Below are 17871 nucleotides of genomic sequence, written 5' to 3'. Positions count from 1 at the left end.
GGTGGTCCCCGGACACGACTCGCACCGCACAGGGATGAGGTAACCGCATGACGGACAAGCCACGAGCGGCCGACCCGGGTTCCACCGGGTCGGCGCCGGGTGGCTCCGCGGGCGCCGGCAAGCATGCCAGTGACGAGCCGCGGGTCGTCATCCGCGACAAGCGCAAGCTCGGCAAGGTGACCGACGAGCCGGCGGACGCCGCCGCTGCGGCCGACGCCGCCGCCGACGCGCCCGCCGAGGGCCTGGTCGAAGAGGCCGAGGTCGTGGTCGACGAGATCGGCGGTGAGGACGAGGTCCCCGGGCCGCCCGTGGTCGACTCGCCGGCCGAGCCGAACGAGGAGACCAGCGGCGTGAAGGCGGAGCCGCTCGGCGCCGAACTGGAGTCGCTCCGCTCCGACCTGGAGGAACGCACCCGCGACCTCCAGCGGGTCTCGGCGGAGTACGCAAACTACCGCAAGCGGGTCGAACGGGACCGCAACCTGGTCCAGGAGCAGGCGACCGGCGGGGTGCTCACCGCACTACTGCCGATCCTCGACGACCTGGACCGGGCCCGCGAGCACGGCGACCTGGTGGGCCCGTTCGGCAGCGTGGCCGAGCAACTCACCGCCGCGCTGGGCAAGTTCGGCCTGACCGCGTTCGGCGAGCAGGGCGACCCGTTCGACCCGACCCGGCACGAGGCGGTGGCGCACCAGACGTCCACCGACGTGACCGAGCCGACCTGCGTGCAGGTCATGCGCCGGGGCTACCAGCTCGGCGAGCGGCTGCTGCGGCCGGCCATGGTCGCGGTCGCGGAACCGGAGTAGTGCCGACCCGTGACGTCCCGCCCGCCCCCACCGGGCGGGCGGGACGACCGGGATTCGACCCGTGGAAGGGGGTGGACCGGTGAGTTCCAAGGACTGGATCGAGAAGGACTACTACGCCGCGTTGGGCGTGGACAAGTCCGCCTCCTCGGACGAGATCAAGAAGTCGTACCGAAAATTGGCCCGGGAGTCGCACCCGGACCACAACCCCGGTGACGTCAAGGCCGAGGAGCGGTTCAAGACCGTCTCCGAGGCGTACGCGGTGCTCGGCGACGAGAAGAAGCGACGCGAGTACGACGAGATGCGGTCGCTCTTCGGGTCGGGCGCCTTCCGGCGCGGCGCCCGGGGCGCCGGCCAACCGGGCGGCGCGCCGTTCGACGTCTCAGACCTGTTCGGTGGTGGCGGCCCCGGCGCCGGTGACACCCGGTTCGGCGGAGGCGGCTTCACCGACCTGTTCAGCACGATCTTCTCCGGCGGCGGCGCGGGCGGCGCGACCCGTGCCCGCGGCCCGTCCCGGGGCCGGGACGTCGAGACCGAGGTGGGGCTCGACTTCGGCGACGCGGTCCGTGGCGTCACGCTGCCGCTGACACTGCGCGCCCCAGGCGTCTGCGACACCTGCCACGGCAACGGCGCGAAGCCGGGCACGCAGCCGGTGGCCTGCCCGGTCTGCCACGGCGCCGGGGTGACCACCCGCAACCAGGGGTCGTTCAGCTTCTCCGAGCCGTGCCGCAACTGTCAGGGCGTCGGCACGGTCGTGGAGGAGAAGTGCCCGGAGTGCCAGGGCACCGGCGGCGTCACCAAGACCCGCACGCTCAACGTCCGCTTCCCGGCCGGGGTGGCCGACGGGCAACGGATCCGGCTGGCCGGCCGTGGCGAGCCCGGCGAGCGGGGTGGCCCGGCGGGCGATCTGTTCGTGCAGGTGAAAGTCCGCCCGGACGAGCTGTTCGGGCGCACCGGGGACGATCTCACCCTGAGCGTCCCGATCACGTACGCCGAGGCCGTGCTCGGCACCGACCTGCGGGTCCCGACGCTTGACGGCGCGGTGACCCTGCGGGTGCCGCCGGGTACTCCGGCCGGGCGGGTGCTGCGGGCTCGCGGCAAGGGCGTCGTACGCAAGGACGGCCGCGCCGGTGACCTGCTGGTCACGCTCGACGTGGTGATCCCGGCGACGGTCTCGGACGAGGCGCGGGCGGCGCTGGAGACCTTCGCGGAGCAGACCCCGCCCGCCGCGCGGGAACATCTCGAAGCGCGGGTACGTCGATTCAGTTGACGGCGGCAGCGGAGGTGAGCGGGCATGTCGGAGGAGTACGTCGGTTCGGGTGACCCGGCCTATGAGGCCAAGATCTTGATGATCTCGGTGGCCGCGCGGATGGCGGGCATGCACCCTCAGACACTGCGCCAGTACGACCGGCTGGGCCTGGTGCAGGCCGGCCGGGCCACCGGTGGTGGTCGCCGGTACAGCGTCCGGGACGTGGTGCTGCTCCGCGAGGTGCAGCGGCTCAGTCAGGACGACGGGATCAACCTGGCCGGGGTCAAGCGGATCATCGGGCTGGAGCGGCTGCTTGAGGAGGCGCACCAGCGGGTGGCCCGGCTGGAGGCGGAGCTGGACGCCGCGTACCGGCGGATCGCCGAGCTGGAGTCGCTCGGTGGCTTCGCCCGCGGGGATCTGGTGCCCACCAACCGCACCTCCACCGCGCTCGTCGTTTGGCGCCCCCGCCGCACGCCCGACCGCTGACGAGCGCCGTTCGCCGCTCGCCGTTCGCCGCTCGCCGCTCGCCCTCGTGCTCGTGCTCGTCCGGAGGCCGGCACGCCCCGCTGTTCCCGGGGCCGTGCCGGCCTTCGGCCGCTTCCGCCCCTGCCCGCTGCCCGCTGCTGCCTCCGTGGCTGCAGAGCTGGTCGGTGGAACGCCACGGGTGTTTCCGGGCCGCTGAGAGACCCGTGGCGTTCCAGCCGTGCCGGTCGGCGCGGAGGTTGCGGAAAGTGGGGTGCGACGGGGTGAGTTCCACTAGGCTTCTGCTCAGGGACAAAAGCCATGAAACGGAATCCGGGCTGGCGGGGGGAGCCATGGCGGAACCGGCGAAGAAGGTGGCGGAGCGCGCGGAGGAACGCCTGGAGAAGGTGGCCGAGAACGTCCGGGAGCGGTTCGACCGGGTCACCGAGGGCCGCTTCAGCGACAAGGTCAAGGAAGGGCGTTTCGCCGACCAGACCGACCACGGCGTGGACCGCGCCAGGGACGACGAACGGCGCAGGAAGCAGGGCGGATCGACCTGACTGATCCGCCGCCGAACGGGCCGGGACCCACGGGGGGCCCCGGCCCGCACGCCTCACGCCTCCCGCCCCCCGCCCTCAACGCAGTGATCATGAGGTTGACGGCGGTGTCGATCTCCATCGACGCCGCCAACTCCATGATCACCCCCTCTCACACTTACCGGGGGTGGTGGGTCAGAGGCGGCGGTTCTCGCGGACCAGGCCGCCCTCGCACCAGTCCCGGTAGACGAAGAGATCCGGGCGGGCGAGCAGCACCCGGCTGTTGTGCGCCCAGTTGCGCATCAGGTCGTCGCCGGACCGCTCGGACTGCTCGACCAGCTTCCGGAAGCGGCGCTTCGGGTGGGCGCGGAAGTTCGTCCGGATGCCGTCGGCGGCGTAGATGTAGAGGCAGTGGAGCGCGAACCGGCGGGCCGGACAGTTCTGGTCCATGGCCAACTCGAACAGCGTCTGCACCAGGTGGTCACCGGCGACCAGCAGGTCCCAGTCCGGCGGCATCGAGGTCAGCGGCACGGAGTCCGGCTGGTAGGCCCAGGCCCGCAGCTCGGCGGACGAGGGGTCGACGGGGTTGGCGAAGCCGTGAAACGTCTCTTCCCGCACGCTCACCGGCCGACCTTCCGCATTCCCCGGCGGGTGCGCCGCTGGCCACCCGCAGATCCTGGCTGCTGGGGCGACACGTTAACGCGGTTCGGTGGAGCAGTGGTAGACCTTCCCGGAATCAATTTGACAACCTTCGCCGGGCCGGACCGCCGGACCGGACCGGCTGAGTCGCCGATCCGGCCGGGCCGAGGTCAGTCGCTCACCCGTACCGCGGCGGCGGCCCGGGTGGCGGCGGCGCGCTGGCGCAGCCACTGCTTGAACCACGGCGTGTCCGGCAACCGGGCGAGCAGCGGACCCGTCACCACCGTGATCAACACGTACGCGGTGGCGAGCGCCGCCAGCTTCGGCTCCACCGGATAGACGGCGGAGACGGCAAGCCCGGCGATGACGATGGAGAACTCACCGCGCGGGGTGAGCGCGAGGCCGGCCCGCCAGCGTCCGGGCTCGGCGATTCCGGCCCGGCGGGCGGCCAGGTAGCCGGTGGCCACCTTCGTCGCCATGGTCGTCACGGCCAGCAGCAGCGCGGGCAGCAGCACCGGCGGCATGTCGAGCGGGTTGGTGACCAGCCCGAAGAACACGAAGAAGACCGCGGCGAAGAGGTCCCGCAGCGGCGAGAGCAACTGGGTGGCGTGGTGCGCGACCGGCCCGGACAGCGCGATGCCGACCAGGAACGCGCCGACCGCGGCGGAGACCTGGAGCTTCGCCGCGAGACCGGCGACCAGCAGGGTCAGGCCGAGCACTCCGAGCAGGAGCGCCTCCGGATCCTTGGCGGAGAGGGCGGTGGAGATCAGGTGCCCGTACCGGATCGCCACGGCCAGCACGACGACCACGGTGAGCACCGCGACGGCGAGCGCGAAGCCGCCCTTGGCCAGGCCGACCCCGGCGAGCAGCGCGGTGACGAGTGGCAGGTAGAGGGCCATCGCCAGGTCCTCGATCACGAGGACGGAGAGGATCACCGGCGTCTCCCGGTTACCGACCCGGCCCAGGTCGCCGAGGACCTTGGCGATCACCCCGGAGGACGACACCCAGGTGACGCCGGCGAGCACCACGGCGGCGACCCAGCCCCAGCCCAGCAGCAGCGCGAAGGCGAAGCCGGGCAGCGCGTTGAAGACCGCGTCGATCACGCCGGCCGGCGCCGCCGAGCGGAGGTTGCCCACCAGTTCGTTGGCGCTGTATTCCAGACCGAGCATGACCAGCAGCAGGATGACGCCGATCTCCGCGCCGACGGCGAAGAACTCCTCGCTGGCGTTGAGTGGCAGCAGGCCACCGTGCCCGAAGGCGAGGCCGGCGAGCAGGTACAACGGGATGGGCGAGACGCCGACGCGACGGCTCAGCCGGCCGAGCAGGCCGAGCAGGAGCAGCAGCGCCCCGACCTCGATGAGCAGGATGGTGGTTTCGTGCATACGCGTCAGCCGTCCGGATCGGTCTCGGCGAGGATCGCGGTGACGCCGTCGAGACCCTGACGGGTACCGACCACGACGACCACATCGCCGGATTCGAACCGGAAGGTGGGGTCGGGCGAGACGTTCACCTCGCCCTGACGCAGCACGGCCACGATTGACGCGCTGGTCCGGGTGCGGGCCTTCGTGTCGCCGAGCCGCCGGCCGACGTACTTCGAGCCGGCCGGGATCACGATCTGCTCGGTCAGCAGCCCGGCGGCCTGCTCGCGCAGCCCGGAGAGCTGACCCAGCATCAGCGACGCGCCGAGGATGTCGGCAAGCGCCTCCGCCTCGTCGTCGGTCAGCGGTATGTCGTGCTGACAGGAGTCGGGATCGTCCGGGTCGTAGAGGACCAGGTCGCGGCGGCCATTGCGGTGGGAGACCACGCCGAGCCGGCGGCCGGACTCCGTCATGAGGTCATGACGTACGCCGATTCCCGGTAAGGCGGTCTGTTCGACACGTACTCGCACGCCGGTGAGGCTACCTCTGCCAGGCACGTGGTGGTTCGTGGGCCGAGTCACTGCCCGACCCCGGCACCCCTTTCGCTACTTCGGCTCGGCAACGAACACGCCGACCCCTTCGAGCGTCTCGGTCAGCCCGGTCGCGCGCAGGATCATCATTGCCTTGCCGACCACCGTGTCGGAGACGCCGTACTCCTTGCACAGTTTGGCGCGGCTCGGCAGCTTGGTGCCGGGCGGCCACTCTCCCGAATCGATCTTGCTTTTCAGCTCGTCTGCGAGCACCTGATATTGCTGCTTGGGCATACACACTCCCCGGATGGCACGCCCATTCGATCACGCATCGACCTCCAACCTCAAGCAATTGTGGGTTGGTGGTTGACCTACAACTGGTACCGATTGTAGGTTGCTGGTGAACGCTCTCGGATGGCACCTGGAGCGCTTCTCCCGGGTCGGGGCGGGCACCCCCGTGGTCCGTCCCGACCCCCGTTTCGGCGAGAGGGGATCAACGTGATTCGCAACCTGGGCAGTCGTCGATGACCGGGCGGTATGTGATCCACCTGCCGGTGCGGGCGGCCGATCTGGCCCGGGCTAAGATGCTCGGTCGCACGGCCGGCCGGTCGCTCGGGTTCCTCGCCGTGGTCGAGTTGGGCGGGATCACCGTCTCGACCGAGGACGACCAGTGCGTACGCCACTGGGTGTTCTGTGACCGCAAGCTCGACGGCGGCCGACGTTGCGTGCTGCGCGCCGACCACGTGACCCCCTGCGCCGCGCGCCTCCCCGGGCGCCGCACTCTCTGACGACTGGGTGCACTTGTTGTCGCCCCAGCGACAACAAATGCACCCAAACACCAGGTCCGCTCAGCGGAGCCGCGCGAAGAACTGCCGGATGTCACCGACCAGCACGTCGGTCGCCTCGTGCGCGGCGTAGTGCCCGCCGACGCTCCCGCGCTGCTCGGGCCCGGTCTCGAAGGCGTGCCAACTGACGATGCTGGCGTGGTCCCGGTCGGCGAACCGGCGGATCGACTGGAAGTCACCGGGGAACATCGCCAGCCCGGTCGGCCCGGTCGGCTGCTCGGTGGCGTGCGCGTCCTCCCAGTAGAACCGCATCGCCGAGGCGGCCGTGCCGGTGAACCAGTAGATCGCGACGTTGGCCAGGACGAAGTCCGGGTCGAGGCTCTCGTCGAGGAGTTGCCCGTTCCAGGCGAGCAGGCCGACCGGCGAGTCGGCAAGCGCGAACGCCAGGGTCTGCGGCTGCTGGCTCTGCACCTGGTTGAAGGAGAACTTGTTCTCGTAGAACCACTGGAGGTGCCGCAACGCGGCCTGGTCGGCCTCGGTCAGCCCGTCGAACTCCGCCGGGTCGCCGGACGGGAACGAGAAGAGCTGGGTGACGTGGACGCCGAGCACGTGATCCGGGTCGAGCCGGCCCAGCTCGGGCGCGACCATCGAGCCGGCGTCGTTGCCGACCGCGCCGTACCTGTCGTAACCGAGACGGGCCATCAGCTCGGCCCAGGCCCGGGCGGTGCGGAAGCGGTTCCAGCCGGGGCTGCGGGTCGGGCCGGAGAAGCCGAAACCGGGCAGGGACGGGATCACCAGGTGGAACGCGGGCGCGTCCGGGTCGGTCGGCTCGGTGAGCGGGGTGATCACGTCCAGGTATTCGACCACGGAGCCGGGCCAGCCGTGGGTGAGCACCAGCGGGGTGGCGTCCAGCCGAGGTGACCGGACGTGCAGAAAGTGGATCTCCTCGCCGTCGATCTCGGTGATGAACTGCGGGTGTGCGTTCAGGCGGGCCTCGACCGCCCGCCAGTCGAATTTCTCCAGCCAGTACGTCGCCAGGTCGCGGACCCGGTCGGTCGGCATGCCGTAGGCGGCGCCGACGCCCGGCAGCTCACCCGGCCAGATGGTCCGGCGCAGCCGGTCGGCGAGGTCGTCGAGGGCGCGCTGGGGGACCTCGACGCGATACGGGCGGAGGGTGGTGTCCGGCATGACAACTCCTTCAGAACGGAATGCTTCGTTCCGTTCCACCGTATCAGAGCGGAACAATCCGTTCCACTGTTATCCTCGACGCATGCCGCACCCGACCGACAACCCACCGCTGGCCGGCCGGCGTGCCCAGGCGGCCCGCAACGACGCCACGATCCTGGCCGCCGCCCGCGCCGTCTTCCTGGACGACCCGAAGGCGCCCATCGCCGCCGTCGCCGAGCGGGCCGGCGTCGGCATCAGCGCCCTCTACCGGAGGTACGCCGGCAAGGAGGATCTGCTGCGCAAGCTCTGCCACGACGGGCTGCGCCGATTCGTCGCCGCGGCCGAGGAGGCCGCCGCCGAGCCGGACGACTGGGCCGCCCTCGCCGGCTTCCTGGAGCGTGTCGTCGACGCCGACGTGCACTCCCTCACCGTGCATCTGGCCGGCACCTTCACCCCGACCGAGGAGATGGGTCAGGCCGCGGTGCGCGCGAACGCGCTCGTCGACGGGCTGGTCGGGCGGGCGCGACGTGCCGGGCGGCTCCGGCCGGACGTGGTCACCCAGGACGTCGGGCTGCTGCTGGAGGGGTGTGCGGCGATTCGCGTACCCGATCCGGACCGGACCCGGCAGTTGCGCCGCCGCCATCTCGCGGTGCTGTTGGCCGGCTTGGCCACAGCGGGCCCGCCGCTGCCTGGTCCGCCTCCGGTCGCCGGGGAGTTGGACTGGCGCTGGCGGTCAGCCGGGTAGTGACTCAGCTCACACCGTAGGAGTTGAGCGGAATAGACTCAACTCTGGTTGTGTCGTTTCCAGTGGACACGCCGATCCCGGGGGAGCCCATGAACACGGAACGCCTCACCACCAAGAGCCGCGAAACCATCACCGGTGCCGTCGCGCAGGCGAACCAGCGCGGCCACGCCACCGTGGAGCCCTGGCACCTGCTGCTCTCACTGCTCGACACCGACGGCTCGACCGCCGCCGGCCTGCTGCGCGCCGTCGGGGCCGACCCCGCCGAGCTGCGCCGGGTCGCCCTGCGTTCGGTCGACGCGCTGCCCGCCGCGCGCGGGTCCAGCCTCGCCGAGCCCACGCTGGCCCGCGAGTTCGTCAACGCCATCGGCGCCGCCGAGCAGATCGCCCGTCCGCTCGGCGACGAATACACCTCCACCGAACACCTGCTGGCCGGGCTGGCCCGGGTCGGCGGCGCGGTCTCGGTCGCGCTGAAGAACGCCGGCGCCACCGAGGAGAACCTGGTCGCCGCGTTCCCGACCGTCCGGGGCGGCGACCGGCGGGTCACCACCGCCGACCCGGAGCAGACCTACCAGGCCCTGGCCAAGTACGGGGTCGACCTGACCGCGAGCGCCCGGGACGGCAAGATCGACCCGGTGATCGGCCGGGACTCGGAGATCCGCCGGGTGATCCAGGTGCTGTCCCGGCGCACCAAGAACAACCCGGTGCTGATCGGTGAGCCGGGCGTCGGCAAGACCGCCATCGTCGAGGGCCTGGCCCAGCGGATCGTGGCCGGTGACGTGCCCGAGTCGCTGCGGGAGAAGAAGCTTGTCTCGCTCGATCTCGGCGCGATGGTGGCCGGCGCGCAATATCGCGGCCAGTTCGAGGAGCGGCTCAAGTCCGTCCTGGAGGAGATCAAGAACTCCGACGGGCAGGTCATCACGTTCCTCGACGAGCTGCACACGGTGGTCGGCGCCGGCAAGGGCGAGGGCTCGATGGACGCCGGCAACATGCTCAAGCCGATGCTGGCCCGGGGCGAACTGCGGATGGTCGGCGCGACCACGCTCGACGAGTACCGCGAGCACATCGAGAAGGACCCCGCGCTGGAGCGTCGCTTCCAGCCCGTGCTTGTCGGCGAGCCGACCACCGAGGACACCATCGGCATCCTGCGCGGGCTCAAGGAGCGCTACGAGGTGCACCACGGCGTACGGATCACCGACGCCGCGCTTGTGGCCGCCGCCACGCTCTCCGACCGCTACATCACCGACCGGTTCCTGCCGGACAAGGCGATCGACCTGGTCGACGAGTCCGCGTCCCGGCTGCGCATGGAGATCGACTCGCGTCCGGTCGAGGTGGACGAGATCGAGCGGGCGGTGCGCCGGCTGGAGATCGAGGAGATGGCGCTGGCCAAGGAGCCCGACGCCGCTTCCGCCGAGCGCCTGGAGCGGCTGCGCAAGGAACTGGCCGACAAGCGCGAGCAGCTCACCGCGCTCTCCGAGCGCTGGCAGACCGAGAAGAGCCACATCACCAAGCTCTCCACCGCCAAGGAGGAGTTGGAGCGGCTCGGCGGCGAGGCCGAGCGGGCCGAGCGGGACGGTGAGCTGGAACGCGCCGCCGAGTTGCGGTACGGCCGGATCCCCGCGCTCAAGGGCGAGCTGAAGCAGGCCGAGGAGGAACTGGCCCGGCTCCAGGCCGACGGCGCGATGCTCAAGGAGGAGGTCGGCGCGGACGACATCGCCGCCGTGGTCGCCTCCTGGACCGGCATCCCGGCCGGCCGGCTGCTGGAGGGCGAGACGGCGAAGCTGCTGCGGATGGAGGAGTCGCTCGGCTCCCGCGTGGTCGGCCAGGCCGAGGCGGTCGGCGCGGTCTCCGACGCCGTCCGCCGCGCCCGGGCCGGCGTCGCCGACCCGGACCGCCCCACCGGCAGTTTCCTCTTCCTCGGCCCGACCGGCGTCGGCAAGACCGAGCTGGCCAAGGCGCTCGCCGAGTTCCTCTTCGACGACGAGCGGGCCATGGTTCGCATCGACATGAGCGAGTACGGCGAGAAGCACTCCGTCGCCCGCCTGGTCGGCGCCCCGCCCGGTTACGTCGGTTACGAGGAGGGCGGGCAGCTCACCGAGGCGGTGCGCCGCCGGCCGTACTCGGTGATCCTGCTGGACGAGGTGGAGAAGGCCCACCCGGACGTCTTCGACGTGCTGCTCCAGGTGCTCGACGACGGTCGGCTCACCGACGGCCAGGGCCGCACGGTGGACTTCCGCAACGCGATCCTGATCCTCACCTCGAACCTGGGCTCGTCGGTGATCAGCGACCTGACGCTCACCGAGGACGAGCGCCGGGAGGGCGTGCTCGCGATGGTCCGGACGCACTTCAAGCCGGAGTTCCTCAACCGCCTCGACGACATCGTGGTGTTCGCCGCGCTCCAGGGCGCCGACCTGCGGGCGATCGTCGACATCCAGCTCGACCGGCTGCGGCGCCGGCTGGCCGACCGCCGGCTGGGCCTGGACACCACCGAGGCCGCCCGGACCTGGCTGGCCGAGCACGGGTACGACCCGATCTACGGCGCCCGGCCGCTGCGCCGCCTGGTGCAGTCGGCCATCGGTGACCGCCTGGCCAAGGCGCTCCTGGCCGGCGAGATCCGCGACGGCGACACCGTCCAGGTAGACCTGTCGGACACCAAGGACTCCTTGTCGGTAACCCCCGCCTGACCCGCACCACCCCGCCCCGGCCCCGAGCCCGATCCGTCGATCATGAAGTTGGCGTCGCGACACGCCGTCGCTTCTCCGGACAACTTCATGGTCAACAGCGTCGGGTCGGGCCCGAGCGGGCAGTAGGAGGACATGTTGGGGATCGGGAAGAAGGACCGGGAACTGGACGCCGCGGTGCGGCAGCTCGCCGAGGCGGACACGCTGGCGTTCGGCGGAGTGGGGTTCGCGGGACAGATCCTGCCGGCCACGGACGCGTACCGGCATGTCGAGCAGGCGCTCGCCGACCACCCGGAACAGGCCCGGAAGAAAGTCGACCGGCTGCTCAGCGACGGCACGCCAGCCGGCAGGGCGTACGCGGCAAGCCTGCTCGAAGCCGTCGACCCGGCCGCCGGGCGGGACGCCTGGGCGCGGCTGCGCGACGACGACGGCGAGTTCACCACGTTCACCGGTTGCGTGATGGGCCGGACGACGCTGCGTGAGTACGCGGCCGAGCGCCTGTCCGGCGGCTGACCGTAGCTGACCACACACTCAGCGAACGGCAGTTCAGGTGAGGTGCGCGGGGTTGTTACCGTCTCCGCCAATGCACGTTGGGGGAGGCGCTCATGAACGGTTCGGTGGCGTACGTGGTGGCCACGCTGGGGTGCCTGCTCGGGGTGGCCGGTGTGGTGATCGCCGTGGTCGCGCTGCGCAGGTCCCGCTCGACGCCGCGCCCGAAGGCGGCACCAGGTGACCCGTTCCGGGACCGGGACACGGACGTGCTGCGCGGCGACCCACGCGCGCTCAAGCCCGGCGACATCGTCGAGATCCGCCAGGTTCCCTACACCGTGCGTGGCTCGGTGCACCTGGTCGAGGGCGGCTGGAGCTGGGCGGAGCACCTGCTCGACGACGCCGGTGGGGTGAAGCGCTGGCTCTCCGTCGAGGCGGATCCGGACCTGGAGCTGGTGCTCTGGACCGGCGAGCCGGGGGCCACCGTCACGCCCGGCGCCCCGACGCTGGAGATCGCCGGTCGCCGCTACAACTGGGACGAGTCCGGCCAGGCCCGCTACACCGCGACCGAGGGTACGGGTCTCGACCCGCGCGGCACCATGCGTTACCACGACTACCAGGCGCCCGGCGGGGCCCGACTGTCGTTCGAGGCGTACGGCGAGGCCGGCTGGGAGGTGAACCTCGGCGAGGAACTGCGCCACGCGGAGGTGATGATCTACCCCCAGGGCGGCGCGGACCAGGTGGACTGAGCGTGCTCATCGCCCTCGCGGCCCCGTACGTCGACAGCCGCGCCGCCGATCTCAGCCTGTCCCTCGGCGGGCCGGAGCTGCCGGCGCTCGCCGTCCGCGACCTCGACCTACCCGGCGGCCGACCCCTGCGGTTGCGCCTGCTCGGCGCCTCCCACCAGGTCGTGGCCGGCGCGCTCACCGAGACGGTCGCCTGCCTGCCCGGCCGCCGGCCGCACCTGCCGGACGCGCTGCACGACGCGACCACCGGCTACCGGTTCACCGCCACGGTGCTCCGGCCGGCCGGCGACGGACTGCGCACCCGGGTCGCGGCGCTCCGCGCCGAGCTGGCCGACGACCCGTACGCGCTCGTCGGTGTGTTTCCCGGCGACGAGGACGCGGTCACCGCGCTCGCCGTCCGGCTCGACCCGCCGGACGGCGCGGTCGCCTGGCGCACCTGGCACGCCTACCCGCAGACAAACGAGCTGGTCCTGACCGAGACGGTGGTGGAGGAGCTGTGACGTACCGACGGTGGTTCGTGGTGGGCGTGGCGGTCGCCGTCGTCGGCGTCCTCGTCGCCGCCTTCGCGATCTTCTACGGCAACTTCTCGCCGCGCGGCTATGTGCAGGACCACTTCTCCCGGGCGTCCGGGCGGGACATCGGCTCGCAGGCGGTCGCGTACACCTCGAACAAGTCGCCCAGCCAGGTGTCGAAGCAGATCACCGACGCCTGGCAGCCGGCCGACCAGTACGTCGACGGCAGCGGCGTCTACCTGCGTTACGACGACGACTCGGTGGTGATCCTCCCGCTCGCCGTCGGCTCGGTGATCCTGCTGGAGCGGATGACCTCGGCGTACCCCCGCTACCACGGCATCGTCGGCAACAGCTGGGGCTGGGGCCGAGGCAGCACCGTCCGGGGCGGCGGCCCCGGCGCCGGCAAGTAGCCCGTCCGACCCCCTCACCCTGGAGTCCCCTGTGCAGCATCTCGTCACCGACCTGCTGGTCACCCTCGCCTACGGCGTGGTCGGCGTGGTCCTGATGGCCGTCGGCTACCTGCTTGTCGACATGGCCACTCCCGGCAAGCTCCACGAGCTGATCTGGGCCGAGCGCAACCGCAACGCGACGCTGCTGCTCGCCTCCAACCTGCTCGGCGTCGGCACCGTCGTGGTCGCCGCGATCGTGTCCAGCGATGACGACTTCGTGCTCGGGCTGGTCGGCTCCGCCGCGTACGGGTTCCTCGGCCTGGTGATCATGGCGGCGGCCTTCGTGCTGCTCGACGTGGCCACCCCCGGCAAGCTCGGTGAGCTGCTTGTCGACCCGGAGCCACACCCGGCGGTCTGGATCTCCGCCACCGTGCACGTCGCCACCGGCGCGATCATCGCCGCCGCGATCAGCTGATGGCCGGAAAGGCCACCGCCACGCAGAACAAGCGCCAACAGGCGGTGATCTGGACGGTGATCATCGGGATCACGGTCGGCGCCTGCGTGATCGGAGCGGTCACCGGCGACTCGGACACCGACGTACCCGCCCCGGCCGCCGACGAGCGCTCCGGCACCGTGCCGATCCTCCAGGCCGCCGCCGACAGCCAGGGCATCTGCTACGGGTGGCAACTGCTCGACGGCTACCGCCAGGTGAGCGTCGGCTCCAACCTCGGCGACGGCACAGCGGTCGAGGACGCGGCCGGGTGCGCGCGCTGGATCGAGGTGACCGCGAACATCTACTACACGTCGTCGAGCAGCGAGTCGAACGACTCCGCCTCCATCCGGGTCAAGGGCTCGGACGACATCGAGTTCGGCGACCTCACCGCGATCGAGACCGGGCTGGGCCGCTTCGGGCTGGACGAGGGCGCGTTCGTCGACGACCCGGGCTGGGCCGTCACCCGGGCCGCCACCATGCTGCCGCTGCTCGCCGCCGAGCGGAAACTCGCCGAGCCGGCCCCGCCCCCCACCGCCGGGCCGACCACCACTGCCGCGCCGCTGCCGGATGCCGGCAACGACTTCTGGCGGGACCGCTGGGGATGGCTGCTCGCCACCGCCGGTCTGTTCCTGCTCGCCGCGCTGTTCATCGCCGTGGGCGTGCGACAACGACGACGGCAGCTTCGGGGCGGGGTGCCCGCGCAGCGTGCCAGGGCGGGCGCCGCCGGGCGTACCGGGAGAAAAGCGTGACCACCGACGCGCCCGCGCGGCCACGATGGCGCGCGGCCCGCGCGGCGGTCCTGCTCGCGGTCTTCGTCTGCGCGGCCTGCGGCCTGGTGTACGAGTTGGCGCTCGTCGCGCTCGGCAGCTACCTGATCGGTGACGCGGTCGGCCAGGCGTCGATCGTGCTCGGCGTGATGGTCTTCGCGATGGGCGTCGGCGCGCTCGTGGCGAAGCCGTTGCAGTCCCGCGCGGCGCCCGCGTTCGCCGCGATCGAGCTGACCCTGGCGCTGCTCGGCGGCCTCTCCGTGCTCGGCCTCTACGCCGCGTTCGCCTGGCTCGACCTCTACGGCCCGGCGCTCGTCGGCACCGCGTTCGTGCTCGGCCTGCTGATCGGCGCGGAGATCCCGCTGCTGATGGTGATGCTGCAACGCATCCGGGAGCAGTCCGCCGGCAGCGCGGTGGCCGACCTGTTCGCCGCCGACTATGTCGGCGCGCTGCTCGGCGGACTGGCCTTCCCGTTCCTCCTGATGCCGGTCTTCGGCCAGCTCAAGGGCGCGCTCGTGGTCGGCGCGGTGAACGCGGTCGCCGGCGTGGCGCTGGTCCTCACGGTGTTCCGCGACGACCTCGGCCGCCGGGCGCGGGTGGGCCTGGGCGCCGGCTCCGTCGTGGTCGGCCTCTTGCTCGGGTACGCGTGGATCACCGCCCACGACTTCGAGGTGACCGCCCGCCAGCAGCTCTACCGGGACCCGGTGGTGCACGCCGAACGCAGCCGCTACCAGGAGATCGTGTTGACCCGGTCGGTGCGGGAGGTCGGCCACGCCGACACCGACCTGCGGCTGTTCCTCAACGGTGACCTCCAGTTCAGCTCCGTCGACGAATACCGCTACCACGAGGCGCTCGTGCACCCGGCGATGCGCGGGCCACACGGCGACGTGCTGGTGCTCGGCGCCGGGGACGGACTGGCCGCGCGGGAGATCCTCAAATATCCGGACGTGCGCTCGGTGACGCTCGTCGACCTCGACCCGGCCGTGGTGGCGCTGGCCCGCAGCGAGCCGCAACTGCGCGACCTCAACCACAGGTCACTCGCCGACCCCCGGCTGCGGGTGCTCAACCTGGACGCGTTCGGCTGGCTGCGGACCGCCACGCAACGCTTCGACGTGGTGATCGCCGACCTGCCCGACCCGGACGAGACGGCCACCGCGAAGCTCTACACGGTCGAGTTCTACACGCTGATCCGACCGGTGCTCGCCCCGGGCGGGCGGCTTGTCGTGCAGTCCGGCTCGCCCTACTTCGCGCCCCGGTCGTACTGGTCGATCGAACGGTCGGTGCGGGAGGCGGGCTTCGCCACCGTGCCCTACCACGTCGACGTGCCGAGCTTCGGCGACTGGGGATTCGTGCTTGCCGCACCGGGCGGCACCGCCCCCGAGCTGGGGTTGCCGGCCGACCCGCCGCCGCTGCGCTTCCTCACCCCGGAGGTGCTCGCCGCCGCCGCCACGTTCCCCGCCGACCGTGGCCGGATCGACGTGCCCGCCTCCACGCTGTTGCGACCCAGGGTGCTTGAGTACGCCCGCGAGGAGTGGCGGGGCTACTAGGTTTCGGAGCATGTGGTCACACCACTGGCTGGTGCGCCGGCTGCCGACCCGGGCGATCGGCGCGGCCTCCCACCTCCAGGCGTTCGTGCTCTCCGGCGTGGTCACCGTGCTGGCCGTCCGGGCGTACCTCCAGGCCACCAACTATCCGCAGCTCGGCGGCGGCGGGCTGCACATCGCGCACGTGCTCTGGGGCGGACTGCTGCTCGCCGTCGGCCTGGGGATCGCGCTCGTGTTCCTCGGCGGCGGCCCGCGCACCGCCGGGGCGGTGGTGGGCGGCGTCGGGTTCGGGCTCTTCATCGACGAGGTGGGCAAGTTCGTCACCGCCCGCACCGACTACTTCTACGCCCCCGCCGCCGCCATCATCTACGTCGCGTTCGCCCTGCTGGTCCTGCTCACCCAGGCGGTACGCGGGCGCACCGGCCGGTCCCGGCTGACACCTGACGAACGCACCGCCAACGCGCTGGACATGGTGCTCAGTGGCCTGCCCGGCGGGCTGACCGACAGGCGCCGGATCGCCGTGCTGCGGCTGGTGCAGGGCACCGGGCCGGCCACCGAGGCGGCCCTGACGCAGTTGCTTGACGCGGTGCCCCGGCGGGAACCGCCGCCGGTGCGGTTCTGGCAGCGCGGGGCGGAGTGGGCCCGACGCCTCGCCGCCTGGGCGGCGGGCCGACGCTGGCTGGTATGGCCGGTGGTGGTCTGGTTGGTGGTGGAGCCGCTGGTGACCGTGGTGGCGGTGGTCCTCGACGGCGTGACCGGCGAACTGGACCAGGAACGGGAGTGGGGCGCGGTGCTCGGGGCGTCCGCCACCGCGCTCGTCACCGCCGCGCTGAGCCTGCGGGCGGCGTGGCTGCTGCGCCGGGACCGGGCCGAGGCGTTCCGGCTGTTCAAACTGGCCCTGCTCGTCGACCTGCTGTTCGGGCAGGTCTTCAACTTCACCGTGAACCAGTTCGGCGCGGTCTCCGCGGTCGCGCTGGATCTGGCGCTGCTCGGTGTGGTCACCGCCGAACAACGACGGCTGCGCCGCGCCGCCGATCGCTGAGCCCTCCTACCGTGCCCACCTGGCCAGAGATCGCTACGGTGGTCATCTGATCCAGGGAGGGAGAATCATGGTCGATGCTCCGGGCACCACGCCCCGCGCGCGTCCCAGTGTGGTGACGCTTTCCAGTTGGCTGCTCATTCTCGTCGCCGTCATCCAGGTGCTGAACCTGATCGTGACGCTTGCCGTCATCGGCAAGATCCGCGACGTGATGACTGACGCGTACGCCGGCACCTCGGCCGAGTCGGCCGGCGACATCGCGTACGCCTTCACCATCGGCTCGTCCGTGCTGACGCTGCTGCTCGCGATCGGGCTGGTCGTCCTCGCGATGCTCAACAACCGGGGGAAGAACGCCTCCCGGATCACCACCTGGGTGGTGGGCGGCATCCTGCTCTGCTGCACCGGCGGCGGCCTGCTCAGCGGTGCCTCCGGCGGCATGATGGGCGGCGGCGGCAACACCAGCGGCGACCTGCCGAGCACGCAGGAGGTCCAGCGCCGGGTGGAGGACGCGCTGCCGTCCTGGCACACGCCGGTCAGCATGCTGCTCGGGCTGATCGCGCTGCTCGCGCTGCTGGGCGCGCTGATCCTGCTGGCGCTGCCGAAGGCGAACGAGTTCTTCCGGAAGCCGAAGGCCGGCTGGGAGCCGCCGGTGCCGGGTGGGGCGTACCCGTCGTACCCGCCGGCCCCGGGGCAGTCGGGTGACCCGGCGTACCCGTCCGCGCCGGGGCAGTCGGGCGACCCGGCGTATCCGTCGACCCCGGGCCAGCCGGCCGGTGGACCGCCGGCCGCCACGCCGCCGCCCGCGCCGGGCGACCAGCCGCCGGCCGGGCCGACAGGTCAGCCGGGCGAGCGCCGCGACCCGGAGCCGCCCGCCGGAAGTTGACGACCGGATTTCAGCGACGCCGACGGTCCCTCCGAGTAGGTTGCAAGCCGACGCCTACCG

The 17871-nt window shown here is 71.9% G+C and carries 21 protein-coding genes; 16 read left to right on the top strand and 5 right to left on the bottom strand.

Annotated elements, in window-relative coordinates; genetic code table 11:
- Positions 1–47 precede the first annotated feature (47 nt).
- The 4 genes from grpE (at position 48) to SM450_RS07060 (ending at position 3071) form a co-directional block, all read left to right on the top strand.
- Positions 48–803, top strand: coding sequence for a nucleotide exchange factor GrpE (grpE, locus tag SM450_RS07075; RefSeq protein ID WP_474618843.1), 756 nt, complete (start codon positions 48–50; stop codon positions 801–803).
- Between the two features lie 79 nt (positions 804–882).
- Positions 883–2070 (top strand): molecular chaperone DnaJ, encoded by a 1188-nt coding sequence (dnaJ, locus tag SM450_RS07070; protein WP_474618842.1) that lies wholly within the window; start codon positions 883–885, stop codon positions 2068–2070.
- 24 nt (positions 2071–2094) lie between these two features.
- Entirely contained in the window at positions 2095–2535 is a 441-nt protein-coding gene (locus tag SM450_RS07065) for a heat shock protein transcriptional repressor HspR (protein ID WP_281585683.1), read from the top strand.
- 329 nt (positions 2536–2864) lie between these two features.
- On the top strand, positions 2865–3071 hold the full coding sequence (locus SM450_RS07060; RefSeq protein WP_091565916.1) for a hypothetical protein: 207 nt from the start codon (positions 2865–2867) through the stop codon (positions 3069–3071).
- 171 nt (positions 3072–3242) lie between these two features.
- Here the strand turns inward: SM450_RS07060 and SM450_RS07055 are convergent, their stop codons facing one another.
- The 4 genes from SM450_RS07055 to SM450_RS07040 all read right to left on the bottom strand — a co-directional run bounded on the left by SM450_RS07055 (position 3243) and on the right by SM450_RS07040 (position 5868).
- Complete coding sequence (locus tag SM450_RS07055) at positions 3243–3671, bottom strand: hypothetical protein (protein WP_281585681.1); 429 nt, start codon at positions 3669–3671, stop codon at positions 3243–3245.
- 185 nt (positions 3672–3856) lie between these two features.
- Positions 3857–5068, bottom strand: coding sequence for a cation:proton antiporter (locus tag SM450_RS07050; RefSeq protein WP_474618841.1), 1212 nt, complete (start codon positions 5066–5068; stop codon positions 3857–3859).
- Positions 5069–5073: 5 nt separating this feature from the next.
- Positions 5074–5574, bottom strand: coding sequence for a cation:proton antiporter regulatory subunit (locus SM450_RS07045; RefSeq protein WP_091062123.1), 501 nt, complete (start codon positions 5572–5574; stop codon positions 5074–5076).
- A gap of 75 nt (positions 5575–5649) precedes the next feature.
- Complete coding sequence (locus SM450_RS07040) at positions 5650–5868, bottom strand: winged helix-turn-helix domain-containing protein (RefSeq protein WP_474618840.1); 219 nt, start codon at positions 5866–5868, stop codon at positions 5650–5652.
- A gap of 230 nt (positions 5869–6098) precedes the next feature.
- Between SM450_RS07040 and SM450_RS07035 the strand changes: the two genes are divergently transcribed.
- A complete protein-coding gene (locus tag SM450_RS07035; RefSeq protein WP_474618839.1) occupies positions 6099–6362 on the top strand; it encodes a hypothetical protein in 264 nt (87 codons plus the stop codon).
- 60 nt (positions 6363–6422) lie between these two features.
- Here the strand turns inward: SM450_RS07035 and SM450_RS07030 are convergent, their stop codons facing one another.
- The gene (locus tag SM450_RS07030) at positions 6423–7547 is read right to left on the bottom strand and encodes an epoxide hydrolase family protein (protein WP_474618838.1); all 1125 of its coding nucleotides are present in this window, start codon (positions 7545–7547) and stop codon (positions 6423–6425) included.
- An 82-nt stretch (positions 7548–7629) separates the two neighbouring features.
- On the opposite strand from SM450_RS07030, the gene SM450_RS07025 reads away from it, so the two are divergent.
- The 11 genes from SM450_RS07025 to SM450_RS06975 all read left to right on the top strand — a co-directional run bounded on the left by SM450_RS07025 (position 7630) and on the right by SM450_RS06975 (position 17811).
- Positions 7630–8271 (top strand): TetR/AcrR family transcriptional regulator, encoded by a 642-nt coding sequence (locus SM450_RS07025; protein ID WP_474618837.1) that lies wholly within the window; start codon positions 7630–7632, stop codon positions 8269–8271.
- Between the two features lie 89 nt (positions 8272–8360).
- A complete protein-coding gene (clpB, locus tag SM450_RS07020) occupies positions 8361–10952 on the top strand; it encodes an ATP-dependent chaperone ClpB (RefSeq protein WP_474618836.1) in 2592 nt (863 codons plus the stop codon).
- 132 nt (positions 10953–11084) lie between these two features.
- Positions 11085–11462: a hypothetical protein gene (locus SM450_RS07015; RefSeq protein ID WP_474618835.1), complete on the top strand. Its 378-nt coding sequence runs from the start codon at positions 11085–11087 to the stop codon at positions 11460–11462.
- A 92-nt stretch (positions 11463–11554) separates the two neighbouring features.
- On the top strand, positions 11555–12187 hold the full coding sequence (locus tag SM450_RS07010) for a DUF4178 domain-containing protein (RefSeq protein ID WP_474618834.1): 633 nt from the start codon (positions 11555–11557) through the stop codon (positions 12185–12187).
- A gap of 2 nt (positions 12188–12189) precedes the next feature.
- Complete coding sequence (locus tag SM450_RS07005) at positions 12190–12684, top strand: DUF2617 family protein (protein ID WP_474618833.1); 495 nt, start codon at positions 12190–12192, stop codon at positions 12682–12684.
- Positions 12681–13106 (top strand): DUF4247 domain-containing protein, encoded by a 426-nt coding sequence (locus SM450_RS07000; protein WP_474618832.1) that lies wholly within the window; start codon positions 12681–12683, stop codon positions 13104–13106. The genes SM450_RS07005 and SM450_RS07000 overlap by 4 nt, the downstream gene beginning before the upstream one ends.
- A gap of 31 nt (positions 13107–13137) precedes the next feature.
- On the top strand, positions 13138–13560 hold the full coding sequence (locus SM450_RS06995; protein WP_474618831.1) for a DUF350 domain-containing protein: 423 nt from the start codon (positions 13138–13140) through the stop codon (positions 13558–13560).
- On the top strand, positions 13560–14327 hold the full coding sequence (locus tag SM450_RS06990; RefSeq protein WP_474618830.1) for a hypothetical protein: 768 nt from the start codon (positions 13560–13562) through the stop codon (positions 14325–14327). Before SM450_RS06995 ends, SM450_RS06990 begins: the two co-directional genes overlap by 1 nt.
- Positions 14324–15892: a polyamine aminopropyltransferase gene (locus SM450_RS06985; RefSeq protein ID WP_474618829.1), complete on the top strand. Its 1569-nt coding sequence runs from the start codon at positions 14324–14326 to the stop codon at positions 15890–15892. The genes SM450_RS06990 and SM450_RS06985 overlap by 4 nt, the downstream gene beginning before the upstream one ends.
- 40 nt (positions 15893–15932) lie before the next feature.
- On the top strand, positions 15933–16931 hold the full coding sequence (locus SM450_RS06980; RefSeq protein ID WP_474619042.1) for a hypothetical protein: 999 nt from the start codon (positions 15933–15935) through the stop codon (positions 16929–16931).
- Between the two features lie 67 nt (positions 16932–16998).
- Positions 16999–17811, top strand: a complete 813-nt coding sequence (locus tag SM450_RS06975; protein WP_474618828.1) for a hypothetical protein — start codon at positions 16999–17001, stop codon at positions 17809–17811.
- Positions 17812–17871 lie beyond the last annotated feature (60 nt).

It is taken from the genome of Micromonospora marincola, from assembly GCF_056150385.1.
Note: the sequence above shows the minus strand (reverse complement) of the source record. Positions and strands in the feature narration are given on the sequence as shown.

What these genes read in the sequence shown, in the direction of transcription:
- SM450_RS07030 (WP_474618838.1), bottom strand. Translation starts at nt 7,547, where the DNA reads ATGCCGGACACCACCCTCCGCCCGTATCGCGTCGAGGTCCCCCAGCGC.
- grpE (WP_474618843.1), top strand. Translation starts at nt 48, where the DNA reads ATGACGGACAAGCCACGAGCGGCCGACCCGGGTTCCACCGGGTCGGCG.
- SM450_RS07050 (WP_474618841.1), bottom strand. Translation starts at nt 5,068, where the DNA reads ATGCACGAAACCACCATCCTGCTCATCGAGGTCGGGGCGCTGCTGCTC.
- SM450_RS07065 (WP_281585683.1), top strand. Translation starts at nt 2,095, where the DNA reads ATGTCGGAGGAGTACGTCGGTTCGGGTGACCCGGCCTATGAGGCCAAG.
- SM450_RS07010 (WP_474618834.1), top strand. Translation starts at nt 11,555, where the DNA reads ATGAACGGTTCGGTGGCGTACGTGGTGGCCACGCTGGGGTGCCTGCTC.
- SM450_RS07040 (WP_474618840.1), bottom strand. Translation starts at nt 5,868, where the DNA reads ATGCCCAAGCAGCAATATCAGGTGCTCGCAGACGAGCTGAAAAGCAAG.
- SM450_RS06975 (WP_474618828.1), top strand. Translation starts at nt 16,999, where the DNA reads ATGGTCGATGCTCCGGGCACCACGCCCCGCGCGCGTCCCAGTGTGGTG.
- SM450_RS07060 (WP_091565916.1), top strand. Translation starts at nt 2,865, where the DNA reads ATGGCGGAACCGGCGAAGAAGGTGGCGGAGCGCGCGGAGGAACGCCTG.
- SM450_RS06990 (WP_474618830.1), top strand. Translation starts at nt 13,560, where the DNA reads ATGGCCGGAAAGGCCACCGCCACGCAGAACAAGCGCCAACAGGCGGTG.
- SM450_RS07035 (WP_474618839.1), top strand. Translation starts at nt 6,099, where the DNA reads ATGACCGGGCGGTATGTGATCCACCTGCCGGTGCGGGCGGCCGATCTG.
- SM450_RS07025 (WP_474618837.1), top strand. Translation starts at nt 7,630, where the DNA reads ATGCCGCACCCGACCGACAACCCACCGCTGGCCGGCCGGCGTGCCCAG.
- SM450_RS07015 (WP_474618835.1), top strand. Translation starts at nt 11,085, where the DNA reads ATGTTGGGGATCGGGAAGAAGGACCGGGAACTGGACGCCGCGGTGCGG.
- clpB (WP_474618836.1), top strand. Translation starts at nt 8,361, where the DNA reads ATGAACACGGAACGCCTCACCACCAAGAGCCGCGAAACCATCACCGGT.